Source organism: Metapseudomonas boanensis, assembly GCF_042232855.1.
Taxonomy (GTDB): domain Bacteria; phylum Pseudomonadota; class Gammaproteobacteria; order Pseudomonadales; family Pseudomonadaceae; genus Metapseudomonas; species Metapseudomonas boanensis.
The window spans coordinates 2,607,687-2,620,646 of the sequence record NZ_CP113889.1 but is presented as its reverse complement, the minus strand read 5'-3'; the positions used below and the strand labels follow the sequence as shown (position 1 = coordinate 2,620,646).

The 12,960-nt window shown below is 60.8% G+C and carries 9 protein-coding genes and 1 pseudogene; 7 read left to right on the top strand and 3 right to left on the bottom strand.

All coding sequences use genetic code 11. From position 1 onward, the window contains the following. Window positions 1–779 precede the first annotated feature (779 nt). Window positions 780–1,463, bottom strand: a complete 684-nt coding sequence (locus OXH74_RS12075; protein ID WP_375741387.1) for a winged helix-turn-helix transcriptional regulator — start codon at window positions 1,461–1,463, stop codon at window positions 780–782. A 104-nt stretch (window positions 1,464–1,567) separates the two neighbouring features. Here OXH74_RS12075 and OXH74_RS12070 point away from each other — a divergent pair, with 104 nt between their 5' ends. The 3 genes and pseudogenes from OXH74_RS12070 (at window position 1,568) to OXH74_RS12060 (ending at window position 7,641) form a co-directional block, all read left to right on the top strand. After that, complete coding sequence (locus OXH74_RS12070; RefSeq protein ID WP_375741386.1) at window positions 1,568–2,509, top strand: carbon-nitrogen hydrolase family protein; 942 nt, start codon at window positions 1,568–1,570, stop codon at window positions 2,507–2,509. A 23-nt stretch (window positions 2,510–2,532) separates the two neighbouring features. Continuing rightward, window positions 2,533–2,730: pseudogene (locus OXH74_RS12065) on the top strand (hypothetical protein); the annotation flags it as partial. Between the two features lie 558 nt (window positions 2,731–3,288). Continuing rightward, window positions 3,289–7,641, top strand: coding sequence for a DUF5801 repeats-in-toxin domain-containing protein (locus tag OXH74_RS12060; protein ID WP_375741385.1), 4,353 nt, complete (start codon window positions 3,289–3,291; stop codon window positions 7,639–7,641). Between the two features lie 286 nt (window positions 7,642–7,927). Here OXH74_RS12060 and OXH74_RS12055 read toward each other — a convergent pair whose 3' ends face one another. Both OXH74_RS12055 and OXH74_RS12050 read right to left on the bottom strand, forming a co-directional pair. Next, window positions 7,928–8,644 carry a response regulator transcription factor gene (locus tag OXH74_RS12055; RefSeq protein WP_375741384.1) on the bottom strand — a complete coding sequence of 239 codons (717 nt, stop codon included), beginning with the start codon at window positions 8,642–8,644 and terminating at the stop codon, window positions 7,928–7,930. Between the two features lie 339 nt (window positions 8,645–8,983). Beyond that, window positions 8,984–9,118, bottom strand: coding sequence for a hypothetical protein (locus OXH74_RS12050; RefSeq protein WP_375741383.1), 135 nt, complete (start codon window positions 9,116–9,118; stop codon window positions 8,984–8,986). A gap of 433 nt (window positions 9,119–9,551) precedes the next feature. On the opposite strand from OXH74_RS12050, the gene OXH74_RS12045 reads away from it, so the two are divergent. The 4 genes from OXH74_RS12045 to OXH74_RS12030 all read left to right on the top strand — a co-directional run bounded on the left by OXH74_RS12045 (window position 9,552) and on the right by OXH74_RS12030 (window position 12,946). Further along, window positions 9,552–10,328 carry an ABC transporter substrate-binding protein gene (locus OXH74_RS12045; protein ID WP_375741382.1) on the top strand — a complete coding sequence of 259 codons (777 nt, stop codon included), beginning with the start codon at window positions 9,552–9,554 and terminating at the stop codon, window positions 10,326–10,328. A gap of 89 nt (window positions 10,329–10,417) precedes the next feature. Beyond that, a complete protein-coding gene (locus tag OXH74_RS12040) occupies window positions 10,418–11,107 on the top strand; it encodes an ABC transporter permease (protein WP_375741381.1) in 690 nt (229 codons plus the stop codon). Between the two features lie 16 nt (window positions 11,108–11,123). Further along, window positions 11,124–11,822 carry an ABC transporter permease gene (locus OXH74_RS12035; protein ID WP_375741380.1) on the top strand — a complete coding sequence of 233 codons (699 nt, stop codon included), beginning with the start codon at window positions 11,124–11,126 and terminating at the stop codon, window positions 11,820–11,822. An 11-nt stretch (window positions 11,823–11,833) separates the two neighbouring features. Further along, window positions 11,834–12,946 (top strand): succinylglutamate desuccinylase/aspartoacylase family protein, encoded by a 1,113-nt coding sequence (locus OXH74_RS12030; protein ID WP_375741379.1) that lies wholly within the window; start codon window positions 11,834–11,836, stop codon window positions 12,944–12,946. The last annotated feature ends 14 nt before the right edge of the window (window positions 12,947–12,960 follow it).

The following is a 12,960-nucleotide window of genomic DNA, read 5'->3' as shown; positions in this document are numbered from 1 at the left end:
TTAATTAGGCCGCTTAACAGCGAATCAGCACGTTTCCAACCAAGGTTATCAAGGTGGTTACAACGGATTCCCTCGACGTAGGTAAGGCCAAGCAACCTGGTACCGAGAGCAGGATTTTGCGTGGTATCCAACCAGGTATCCACGGAAACGCGGATAGCCGGCATCGTCAATCTTGCGGAAGGCACCACAGCAGGCAGGGAAATGTATCCCCTTGTGTATCCCTACAACTTCTCAAACCGATAAAGCAAAATAAAAAAACAACTTATGATCCTAGCTCAAGAGACCCCGGCCCAAACGCAAGTTTCCACATGCTCGGAAACACCCTGAAAAGCCCGCCCCGTGCGGGCTTTCTTGTGTCTACACGTCCCCACACGCTCCCCTACACCATTGCCCGCTGTGTATCCCTGCATGCGTCCTCGCTGGAAAAATGAACCCAGGTGATACAAGCATGAAGCGGAGCGAGATCAAGCGTCCTCCGCTGGCCGATACCGCGCTCACCAGCTTGGAACCGGAAACCACGGAATATCGGGAGCCGGTCGACTGGCGCGTGACCGAAGGGTAGTGCCAGCAGCAGGCGATGGCCGCTAGCGCCGACCGACTGTGGCGGAACGCTTAGCGGGTATGGTCCGTATGCGTAACTAAAGGACGTGCTCACGCGTCTGCCCACGCAGTGGGCCAGCGAAATTACAGAGTTTCTGCGGCATAGTTGGGTGCCCGTTTAATCACGCAAGGTGTTGAATTGGGCGGACGCTTACGTTTCGCGATGGCAGCCGCCAGGGCTAGAGTGCAGCGCTCCGAGTACCGGCGAACATGCTCGTGCCAAGCCAGCGCCACAGGCTTTCCGCATCCTGCACTGCGCCGTCCACACGCAGCTCTCTGGACTGAAGGACCTCCCGCGGTGTGCGGTCGCCAGTCCACACCTCGGTCAACGCGCGCACGCTAGAGTCCACGACGAGCGTCAGGTCGCGTCCGGGGTCGTCGCGGCACAGGTCTGCCACACCACGTTCGACCACGAGCCACCACTCTTGCTCGCCGGGCCGCGCGTCGCGGAACCTGAAGTGGATGACCACCGGTCGGGACGGGAACTCCTCGATGCGCGCGAACCGGCGCACGTCCCACATGAGCAGGCCCGCCTCAAGTTCGTCATCGCGAAGGCGACTGCCGATCCAGCGCGCACCCCAATGGCCGAGCGCCATGATGATGGGGCGCAAATCCTCGCCCGCCTCGGTCAGGCTGTACTCCCAGACTTTGCCCGCAGCCGTGCGTTGCACGACACCGATATCTTCCAGATGGCGCAGCCGCTGTACCAGCAGGCTGGTGGACATCCGTGGTACGCCGCGGTGCAGGTCATTGAAGCGCTTACTGCCGCACAGCAGCTCGCGCACGACCAAAGGCGTCCAACGCTCACACAGTGCTTCAGCACCGCGCGCGACCGTGCAGAACTGACCGTAGCTATCTTCCATCGCCTGAACTCCGCAACTACAACGCTTCAGATTCTGAACTAGCCTCGCAACTTGGCCACGCGCACGCTGAAGCCTTCGAAAGCCAACCGCCACAGGAGAACGCCATGACGATGATAGCCATCATTCAGCGACCGCCAGTGCTGCTCGATCGCAGCGCGACGATCGCCCGGGCCGTGCAATCGGTCGCTGAGGCTGCGGCGGCGGGAGCCTTGCTGATCGTTTTGCCCGAATTGTTTATTCCAGGTTACCCGTCATGGATCTGGCGGCTGGCGGCGGGAAAGGACGGGGCGCTAATGGGCCAGCTGCATGCACGGCTACTGGCCAACGCCGTCGATATCGCGAACGGTGACCTGAGCGAATTGTGCGAGGCCTGCAGAGTTCACGCGGTGACGATCGTGTGCGGCATCAATGAATGCGACCGGCTCCATGGCGGCGGCACGCTCTTCAACAGCGTAGTTGTTATCGGCGCGAACGGCGAAGTGCTCAACCGACACCGCAAGCTGATGCCAACCAATCCCGAGCGCATGGTGCATGGCTTCGGTGATGCAAACGGGTTGCGCACGGTCGATACACCGGTCGGCCGCGTTGGCGCGCTCATCTGCTGGGAAAACTACATGCCGCTGGCACGCTATTCACTGTATGCCCAAGGGGTGGAGATCTACATCGCACCCACCTACGACAGTGGCGATGGCTGGATCAGCACGATGCGCCATATTGCACTCGAAGGCCGCTGTTGGGTGCTCGGTAGCGGCACCTTACTGCGCGGTAGCGACATCCCCGACGACTTCCCGGCTCGTACGCAGCTTTTTCCTGATCCGGACGAATGGATCAACAACGGCGACTCGGTAGTGGTCGATCCCCAAGGCCGGCTCGTGGCCGGTCCGTTACACCAAGAGGCAGGCATTCTGTATGCGGACATCGACGTCGCCCTCGTGGCGCCAGCGCGGCGTACGCTCGACGTCACCGGGCATTACGCGCGCCCTGACATTTTCGAATTGCAGGTGCGGCGCACGCCGGCGACAGCGGTGCGCTACATCGACGAGTGAAGGTAGGCAACGTTCAGGCGATCCATGCAGGGCTGGGGCTCATCGATGTGCATGCTGCGGTCATCCCAGCTCTCGCGTACTCGCCAGGCGTTCACGTCTACTATCAGGAGACCCTGCTGCGCATCAAGGATGGATTGTCCAAACTAAAGGATGTCCCTGGCCCAAAAGCAAAGCCCCTGAAGATTCACAGGTCTTCAGGGGCTTTTTCTGTGTGGTCGTGATCTGTCGAAAAAGTGTCGAAGTCTAACGCCTGTCCGGCTGAAGCTTCCCAACACACCTCGCCCAATCTCACAAAGCTTCGGCTTCTAAAAATGGCCTACATGGAGGGACTGGCGAACGGGGGATGCAGGGCGTCGCTGGTTCACTGGCGAAAAAATTCGCGCCTGCGAGCAATCTGGCATGACCACATGCCCCCCGAGGTCTGACGTCCACTAGCAAGACGGACGTGCGCTTAGGCAAGCAGGACTCCGGTACCTTGATCAAAAAACTGACTCCGCATCTCACGACCTGAGCCTGCTCACATTCAGCACGATGCGGCGGCGGACACGGCCCAGTCGATCTCAATCACTGCCGCCATGCCCTCATTCACAAATGAGATAAGCCGCGCCACTTCTTAGCTTCCTGATCCCGCTTCCGCGTCCTACGTAGTCTGAAACTCCTACCCCGGCTGGGAGTATCGGTCGATGCGCCATCCCCCGACGCCTGTTCATAGTTACGGCCTGTAACAAAAAACGGTCATCGGCCACGTGTGGATGACCGGCACTCCGCAGGAGGAAATCATGACTATCGAGCTGAACCCAGGCAGCACAGTTACCCTTGATGAAACAGATGGTTTGCAGAACGGTACCGCCACTCCAAGCCCTACGGGCGACGCTGACGACAACGATATTCTGCTGACGTCCCTGCCCTCGGCCTTCTCCACGCGTTTGACAGCACTTGGGGCAAGTACTGCATCGGCATTGGATGCGGCCTTGAGTGGTTATACCGGTGCCCCGGGCAACACGGGCACCAATGCGTTCACCATCACCCCGGACCCGGGAGCAAGCATTACCGATGTCAGCTTCACCGACAGCTCTGGTGCACCGCTCAATGGCTTGGACAGCGGACTGGATACTCTGGATGGCACCAATATCCTTCTCTATACGGATACCACCAACAACAATATCGTTCTGGGTCGAGCCGGGGGTCCAACTGGCGCCATCGTGTTCGCTGCCTACATCGAGGAAACCGGATCACCGGTCTCGGGCGGCAAGATCTGGACCGTGCAGTACCAACCGCTGCTGCACCCGGACAGCACCAACCCCGACGACTCTGTCAATCTGCTGAATAAGGTTTTTGTCGGAACCAGTGAGGACCTGGTATTCAATCTGGCCAATGCGCCCTCCGGTCAGAACCTCTTCCTGATGTTCACGACGGCGAACCCGGAAACTGAAACCGTCGATGGTGTTGTGCGGATCACGGATCCGACCATCATCGCCACCGGGAAGGACCCGGCAAACCAGTCAACCGGCGTCAATATAACGACTGGTGACACGATCAATACCAGCCAGGCGGGTGGCCCGACCACCTTCGGCACCAACAATCAGATGATTGTGGAACAGGAAGGCATTCGTTTTACGTTCGTCACGGGCGCCAGGCAGGATGTGACCATTCCCAACCTGGACCAGAACGAAGCAGATCTCGAATCCAACATCGACTTTACCGCCATGTTCAATGCAAGGTCGGCCGATTTCGACGTCGTGCAATTGCAAAGCGGCAAGAGTGCTGTCGTAAGAATCAGCGCATTCTTCACCGATGTTGAATCTGGGAATGATTTCATCGATGGGTATGCAGACGATACGTCGGTTGCAATCACTAACATTCGCGTCATCAACAACAGCACCGGGCTGGTGATCGAGAACTCGGACGGATCGGTGAATGATCCAGGCATTGTCATCAGCTTTGCTGATGGGGTTGCAACCATCACCGGCGTCAAAGCCGGCTACAAGATTGAATACACCACAACGTCGGATCACAACCGCGTGCTCATCGAGAATGGCGCGGCCGTTGACGCCAAGGGCAATAACCACGCGGACTTCGATATTGGCGGCTTCAAGCTGCGCCAGGTCAATACTGCGTCCGCCGAAATCGGCTCCACGATGATCTTCGAGGACGATGGCCCGTCAATCGACGCAAACGCGGTCGCGGTGCCCACGCTGACCACCGACGACACCGAGATCCCGGACAGCGCCGGCCCGACCAGTTTTGCCGGCCTATTCACGACGCCGGCCTTCGGCGAGGACGGCTTCAAGGATACTGACAACAACGACATCCAGGACGCGGATGCAATCACCTATACGCTTGGCGTGAGCGCCCCGGGTGGTGTAGACAGTGGCCTGGTGGACACGCTGTCGGGCGACAAGATCTACCTGTTCCTTGAAAGCGGCGCAGTCGTGGGCCGGGTCGGCACCGCCGGCGGCCTTGCCGATGCGGCCGGGGCCGTGGCGTTCACGATCTCCGTCGTGACCAATACGGGCAACGTGACATTGGCGCAGACCCGCTCGGTTGTGCACAACGATCCGGCCGACCCTGCTGAAACCGGCCCTTCCGCGGCAGGCCTGGCGGCCGCCCTGGTGACGCTGACGGCAACCATCACCGACGGCGATGGCGACACCGACACGGCAACGCGCAACATCGGCGGAGCCTTCAAGTTCGAAGACGATGGCCCGTCGATCGATGCGAACACCGTCGCGGTACCCACGCTGACCACCGACGACACCGAAATCCCGGACAGTGCCGGCCCGACCAGCTTTGCGGGCGTGTTCACATCGGCTTTCGGCCAGGACGGCTTCAAGGATACCGACGACAACAACGTTCAGGACGCGGATGCGATCACCTACACGCTCGGCGTGAGCGCGCCGGGTGGCGTAGACAGCGGCCTGGTGGACACGCTGTCGGGCGACAAGATCTACCTGTTCCTTGAAAGCGGCGCAGTCGTGGGCCGGGTCGGCACCGCCGGCGGCCTTGCCGATGCGGCCGGGGCCGTGGCGTTCACGATCTCCGTCGTGACCAATACGGGCAACGTGACATTGGCGCAGACCCGCTCGGTGGTGCACAACGATCCGGCCGACCCTGCTGAAACCGGCCCTTCCGCGGCAGGCCTGGCGGCCGCCCTGGTGACGCTGACGGCAACCATCACCGACGGCGATGGCGACACCGACACGGCAACGCGCAACATCGGTGAAGCCTTCAAGTTCGAAGACGATGGCCCGTCGATCGATGCGAACACCGTCGCGGTACCCACGCTGACCACCGACGACACCGAGATCCCGGACAGTGCCGGCCCGACCAGCTTTGCGGGCCTGTTCACATCGGCCTTCGGCCAAGACGGCTTCAAGGATACCGACGACAACAACGTTCAGGACGCGGATGCGATCACCTACACGCTCGGCGTGAGCGCGACGGGTGGCGTGGACAGCGGCCTGGTGGACACGCTGTCTAGTCGCAAGATTTACCTGTTCCTGCAAAGCGGCGCGGTTGTGGGCCGGGTCGGCACCGCCGGCGGCCTCGCCGATGCGGCCGGAGCCGTGGCGTTCACAATCTCCGTCGTGACCAATACGGGCAACGTGACGCTGGCACAGACCCGCTCGGTGGTGCACAACGATCCGACCGACCCGGCTGAGACCGGCGCCTCCGCGGCAGGCCTGGCGGCTGCCCTGGTGACGCTGACGGCAACCATCACCGACGGCGATGGCGACACCGATACGGCAACGCGCAACATCGGTGAGGCCTTCAAGTTCGAGGACGATGGCCCAACGCTCGCGTTCGGCAACCTGGTCGGGACTGGTACCGTCCTTGCGCAATACGGGTTCTGGGACATGTCGGCCGGAACTGATGGACTGGGTGCGGCCGGTCTGGATATCTCGCTGGTGAACGGTCAGTTCACGCTCGTCCGGCCAGACAACACGACCACGACCGGTACCGGTACGCTCACCGAGCAGACGCCCTCACCAGATGCCAATGGTGCGTACCAGTTCGCAGGGACTTTGACCGGCGATTTCGACAACAACGCCGCAACGGCGGATACCAGCATCGACTACACGCTGACCGCCTTTGCCGATGGCACCTACGCGCTGGACCTGGTGCAAGGATTCAGTTCGACGATCGTTCTCAGCAGCGCCGACGGCTCGCTCGATGCCGGTGGTCCGGACCCGGTGCGCACGCTGACGATCGGGACCGAAGATGTCGTCTTCTTCGCCGCGGATCCACTGGCTCCGCAGACGGGTGATAACAGCATCCTCACAGGCATCGGGCTCGGCGAAACCGACCCCACTGAAGCCCAGCTCCAGACCACCCCTTTGCCGTCCTACATCGGCACGGCGAACATGAACGTCAGCACGTCCGGCATCGGCATCGCCAACAATAACCTGGAAGGCAATACGACGGCGGGCATCAATGTCGGTGACGAGAGCTTCGTCATCAATCCCGAGACCTTGTTGACTGGCATGAAAATTTTCATCGACAACTCGGTGCAGGGGTACAACCCGACAACTGAAGAGTTGTATTACACGATCTACTACTCGGACGGCACGACCTCGGGTTCGCCGACCAAGGTTCTTGCCGCTGATCTGACCTCGGAAGCTGGCGGACAGAAGTCCTTCCTCGTCGAGAGGGAGGGCACGAAGCTGATCGACGCCGTTCAACTCACGATGGGTCTGGGCACGGTCAAGATCCCGGTGATCCAGTTCATTCAGGAGACCGAGAGCCTGGCCAGCGATATCCAGCTGGCGTTCAGCGCGACGGTGACGGACGGGGATGGTGACTCGGCGACAAGTACCTTTGACGCCACCCTGTTCGCCAACGACCCAGCCGACCCACTCTTCGACTTCAGGCTGGCTGGCACGGTCGGTGAACGGGATGCCTTCAACGTCGATCTGTCCGTTGAGGAGAACCTGTATCAGGTCACCGGCTTCGATACGAGCCAAAGCCTTCGGGACACGCTGGTGCTCATCGGCGACCAGAACGCCACTTTCCAAATCGACAACAGCGGCGACGACAGCATCGTGACGGTTGACGAGTCTGGCGTGCAAACAACAACCATCACAGTGGTCGGGGTCGACCTTCTGAATACCGACATTGTTCTTGGCGCCTGAGGTAGCGCACGTGAGAAAGGATGCGCGGGTGGTGTAGAAACCACCCTCGCATCGCTTCCTGAAACTCCACTCTGAGTGTCGCACGATCCATCCGCTGCGAACTATCGAGCACCACGAGGCTTGGAGAACGCGGTGGCGTGCATACACATTCACGCGGCAGGAAACAACTAGAACGACATCACCATCAGCCTGATTACCCTGCAACAGACCACCGACAAGGACGGCGATACAGTGACGACCTGTGCGCCCCAAAGGGGTGCCAGATCGTCTTGTTTTGGCGGGATATTCAATCCAACTCCACCCAACTGGACTCGGGCGGTTCGTCGTTGTTGGTCAGCCCGTGCTTCAACGCGTACATCAGCAAGTCGATGCGATTGATGAGGTTGAGCTTGTGATAGATGTTGCTGAGGTGGTTGTGCACGGTGTGCTCGCTTATACCCAAGCGCCCGGCGATGCTCATGTACTTGGCGGATGGGTCCCCCACGATGGCGCAAATCAGCTCCCTCTCGCGTAGTGTCAGCTGCGCCTGTTTCGCCTGCTCCAGGTTGCATTTCAAGGGGATGTGCCCGCTTGCGGCATAGCCGGAAAGCCCACCGGCCCAGGCTCGATCCAGCCCGATGTCTCGACGATGGACCTTGATGATGGCCCGGATGATCGATTCCGTCGGGTCTTCGGCCAGCACGATACCGCGTGCGCCCGCCTCTATCGCCTGGGCAACCGGGACGGCCTCGTACAGCCCCTTGAGCACCAGCACTTTCGTTTCGGCACTGCGGGTGAGTCCCGTAATGACCTCCAGCGGGTCCAGCGCATCCGGAAAGAAGCTGAAAAACATGACGTCAGGACGCAACTGATCGGCAAGATCCAGCGCCCTCGTATAGGTAGTGGCCTGAGCGCACACTTCCATCCGGGGCTTCTTGGCATTGATCAAGTCGTGAAGCCCCATGAGAACGAGGGGACGACAATCGATCAGCATGACGCGTATCGGTTCTGTGCGGGCTTGCATTACATTTATAGCCCCTTAAAAATCAAACAGATAGAAAGCTATTTTTTTATAGACGAACATTCGTCAATTTTCCAGCAACCTCGGACACAGAACGGAAATGCCTGGACAGGCGGCGGTCCCTCTTTCCTACTGGGCAAGCCGTTCAAGGCGGAGAACAGGAGAAGTTCAGGCCGTCCTGTGGCAGTCCAGGCAGGCACCTGGCCATTAATAGGCCCCTGACGACCTGACAACTGTCATTCTCGCGATCAGATAGTCGCTGTTGTATGCGCTGGCCTTTTCGGCATCGCTGGCTGATCACTGGCCACCACTCAGAGGTTCACGACCTTCCTTGGCAATGACTCAGAACATCCCGTAGTCACTGTGTTCGATGAAACCCTCCAACTCGGCGCCCATGGGATGCACCAGTCGGCCATCGTCATAGGCCTGCTCCCAGGACAGGATGTGCCAGCGTCCTTGAATGCTCTTGCGGTTCATACACTCTCCTCCTTCTGGCCAAGGCCAGGAACTCGATTAGCAGACGACTGAACGCCTGGGCCGCAACCAAACCCGCGCAACCCTGCGCGACCTGGCGTGTCGTTTCTTTCATGAGACAGCCAACTGCTTATCAGACATCACCGGGGTCTTCGCATACGCAACAGCTGAGCAACGTGCTTCGTGCTGGATCCAGCCCCGCAATGACATATTTAATGTCACGATATTGTTTAACGAAACAAAACATGTCATTTATATCCACAGTTCAAGCAACCGGCCTAGCCAACCTCTCCAGACCGGGCATCACGTACCCACAAGTTTGGGAACGAGGTTGCGCTGCCTAGCGCTGCGCTTGAGCCAACACTGCCCCGCAAAACCCTACTCAGGGCATTTTTCAGGCAGCGACACCCAAACGCCCCTCCAAGGAGTCAACAAGATGAACAAAATCGCACTTCTAGGCGCCCTGGCGCTCTCCGCCTTCAGCACCCTGGCCCTCTCCGGACAGGACACCCTGCGCATCGGTATCGAAGCCGCCTACCCACCCTTCGGCTTCAAGACCCCGGAGGGCAATATCAGCGGTTTCGACTATGACATCGGCAACGCCCTGTGCGCCGAAATGCAGGTCAAGTGCCAGTGGGTCGAACAGGAATTCGATGGCCTGATTCCCTCGCTGAAAGTGCGCAAGATCGATGCCGTGCTGTCGTCCATGTCGATCACCGAAGACCGCCTGAAGTCCGTGGACTTCAGCAAGAAGTACTACCAGACCCCCGGCAAGCTGGCGATGAAGGCCGGCAGCCGGATCGAAGATCCGCTGGTCGACCTGAAAGGCAGGAAAGTCGGCGTGCAACGCGCCTCCACCTACGACCGTTACGCGACCGACCGCTTCGAACCGGCCGGTATCGAGGTGGTCCGCTACGCCTCGCAGAACGAAGCCTTCCTCGATCTCGCCTCCGGGCGCCTGGATGCCCTTCTGGCGGACATCATCAATATTGACGAAGGCTTTATCAAAACCCCCGCCGGTCAGGGGTTCGCCCTGGTCGGCCCGGACTTCAACGATCCGAAATACTTCGGCAAAGGCGCCGGCATCGCCGTGCGCAAAGGCGATAGCGATACCGCCGCGCGCTTCAACGCCGCCATCGATGCCATCCGCGCCAATGGCCAATACCAGCAGGTACAAGCCAAGTACTTCGGGTTCGACATCTACGGCAAGTAACTGCCCTCTGGCAACGCCAGCGCCTCTTCATCGGAGGCGCCCTCCCCGTTTTCGCGCGCCTCCCGGCGCATCGCGTGAGGAACCTCATCATGCTCCAAGGCTACGGCTCGACCATTCTCGATGGCGCCTGGCTTACCCAGAGCCTGGCCATGAACGCCATGGCCCTGGCAATTGTCCTGGGCCTTGTTGGCACGGCCTTTCGCCTGTCACCGCTGAAGTGGCTGGCAATGCTCGGCGAAGGTTATGCCACCGTCGTTCGCGGCCTCCCCGACCTGGTCCTGATCCTGCTGATCTTCTATGGCGGCCAGGACCTGGTGAATCGCGTGGCGCCGTTGCTCGGCCATTCCCAGTACGTCGACATCAACCCCTTCATTGCCGGCGTCTGCACCCTGGGCTTCATCTTCGGCGCCTACCTCTCGGAAACCTTCCGCGGCGCCTTCATGGCGATCCCCAAAGGGCAGAGGGAAGCCGGCGCGGCATACGGCATGGGGGCCATGCAGGTGTTCCTGCGTATCCAGGTGCCGCAGATGATCCGTTTCGCAATTCCCGGCTTCACCAACAACTGGCTGGTGCTGATCAAGTCCACCGCGCTGCTCTCGGTGATCGGCCTGCAGGACATGATGTTCAAGGCCAGGAACGCGGCGGATGCAACCCATCAACCCTTTACCTGGTTCCTGGCGGTCGCGGCGCTCTATCTGGTGCTCACCAGCGTGTCCCTGCTGGCCCTGCGCTGCCTGGAAAAGCACTATTCGGTCGGCGTAAAAGCCGCTGAGCTGTGAGCACGGGGGCGAACACATGATCTTGGACTTTAACGTGATCTGGGCAAGCCTGCCGCTCTACTTCGGTGGCGTATGGGTAACCCTGTCGATCCTCCTCATCTCCCTGGCGTTCGGCCTGGCGCTGGCGATACCGCTGGGGCTGATGCGGGTGTCCCGGCAGCCGCTGGTGAACTTCCCAGCCTGGCTCTACACCTATGTGATCCGCGGCACGCCGATGCTGGTGCAGTTGTTTCTCATCTACTACGGCCTGGCGCAGTTCGAGTCCGTACGCGAAAGTGCGCTGTGGCCCTACCTGTCCAACGCTACCTTCTGCGCCTGCCTGGCCTTTGCCATCAACACCAGCGCCTACACCGCGGAAATCGTCGCCGGCAGCCTCAGGGCCACGCCCCATGGCGAGATCGAGGCGGCCAAGGCCACTGGCATGTCGCGCTTCACCCTATACCGCCGCATCCTCCTGCCCTCAGCCTTGCGCCGGTCGCTGCCGCAGTACAGCAATGAAGCGATCATGATGCTGCACACCACCAGCCTGGCGTCGATCGTCACCCTGATCGATATCACCGGCGCTGCGCGCACAGTCAACGCGCGCTTCTATATGCCGTTCGAGGCCTTCATCACCGCCGGCGTTTTCTACCTGGCACTGACCTTCATCCTGGTGCGTCTGTTCAAGCTGGCCGAGCGCCGCTGGCTGGCGTATCTGGCACCGCGCAAGCATTAAGGGGCAACCGCATGAAGCACATTCAATACGTCCTGCCCTGGAGCAGCCCGGGCAGCGAGCGGAGCCTGTCGCTGTTCCGTTTTGGCAGCGGACCACGCAAGGCCTATATCCAGGCCGCGCTGCATGCCGACGAGTTGCCGGGCATGCGCGTGGCTGTGGAACTCAAGCGCCGCCTGGTCGAACTGGAGGAACAGGGCCGCCTGAGCGGGGTGATCGAACTGGTGCCGGTAGCCAACCCCATCGGCCTCGGCCAGATGATCCAGGCGACCTCGCAAGGCCGCTTCGAGTTCGGCAGCGGCAGGAACTTCAATCGCGACTTCCCGGAATTGGCCGAGAGGATTACGCCCCAGCTCGAAGGCCAGCTCAGTACCGACGCAGGCGCCAATGTGGCGACCATTCGCCGCCTGATGCGCGAGGCCATCGCTGCGATGCCGGCCGCCGCATCGCCACTCGAAGGACTTCACCGCCTGTTGCTACAACACGCCTGTGACGCTGATCTGGTCCTCGACCTGCACTGCGACTTCGAGTCGATCATGCTGCTCTATGCCCTGCCCCAGCACTGGCCAAGCCTGCGGAGCCTGGCCGCACGCCTGCATGCCGGTGCCGCGCTGCTGGCCGAAGGATACGGCGGCAACCCCTTCGATGAAGCCTGCGCGGTGCCCTGGCTACGCCTGGCCGAACGCTTTCCGCAGGCGCCGATTCCGCTGGCCTGCGTGGCCACCACCCTCGAATTGCGCGGCATGGCCGATACCGACCGGGCACAGGCCGAGGCCAGCGCCGAAGCCATCCTCGCCTTCCTCGCCGAACAGGGACTGATCGACGGCGACTGGCCTGCCGCGCCGGATATCTGCTGCGAAGCCACACCATTTGCCGGTGCGCAGTACGCCTATGCCCCGCATCCGGGGGTGGTGAGTTTCCTGCAGCCGGTGGGTGCGCGCGTCAAGGTGGGCGACCCCTTGTTCGAAGTGATCGATCCGCTGAGTGATCGCCACAGCGTGGTGAGGGCCAGCACCGACGGCATCCTCTACGCCCGAGAGCGTCTGCGTTTTGCCCAGCCCGGCCTATGGCTGGCCAAAGTCGCCGGCTCCATTCCGATTCGCCACGGTCGCCTGCTCAGCGACTGACTTCACGAGGTATG

What these genes read in the sequence shown, in the direction of transcription:
- OXH74_RS12050 (WP_375741383.1), bottom strand. Translation starts at nt 9,118, where the DNA reads ATGAACCGCAAGAGCATTCAAGGACGCTGGCACATCCTGTCCTGGGAG.
- OXH74_RS12055 (WP_375741384.1), bottom strand. Translation starts at nt 8,644, where the DNA reads ATGCAAGCCCGCACAGAACCGATACGCGTCATGCTGATCGATTGTCGT.
- OXH74_RS12045 (WP_375741382.1), top strand. Translation starts at nt 9,552, where the DNA reads ATGAACAAAATCGCACTTCTAGGCGCCCTGGCGCTCTCCGCCTTCAGC.
- OXH74_RS12075 (WP_375741387.1), bottom strand. Translation starts at nt 1,463, where the DNA reads ATGGAAGATAGCTACGGTCAGTTCTGCACGGTCGCGCGCGGTGCTGAA.
- OXH74_RS12070 (WP_375741386.1), top strand. Translation starts at nt 1,568, where the DNA reads ATGACGATGATAGCCATCATTCAGCGACCGCCAGTGCTGCTCGATCGC.
- OXH74_RS12040 (WP_375741381.1), top strand. Translation starts at nt 10,418, where the DNA reads ATGCTCCAAGGCTACGGCTCGACCATTCTCGATGGCGCCTGGCTTACC.
- OXH74_RS12030 (WP_375741379.1), top strand. Translation starts at nt 11,834, where the DNA reads ATGAAGCACATTCAATACGTCCTGCCCTGGAGCAGCCCGGGCAGCGAG.
- OXH74_RS12035 (WP_375741380.1), top strand. Translation starts at nt 11,124, where the DNA reads ATGATCTTGGACTTTAACGTGATCTGGGCAAGCCTGCCGCTCTACTTC.
- OXH74_RS12060 (WP_375741385.1), top strand. Translation starts at nt 3,289, where the DNA reads ATGACTATCGAGCTGAACCCAGGCAGCACAGTTACCCTTGATGAAACA.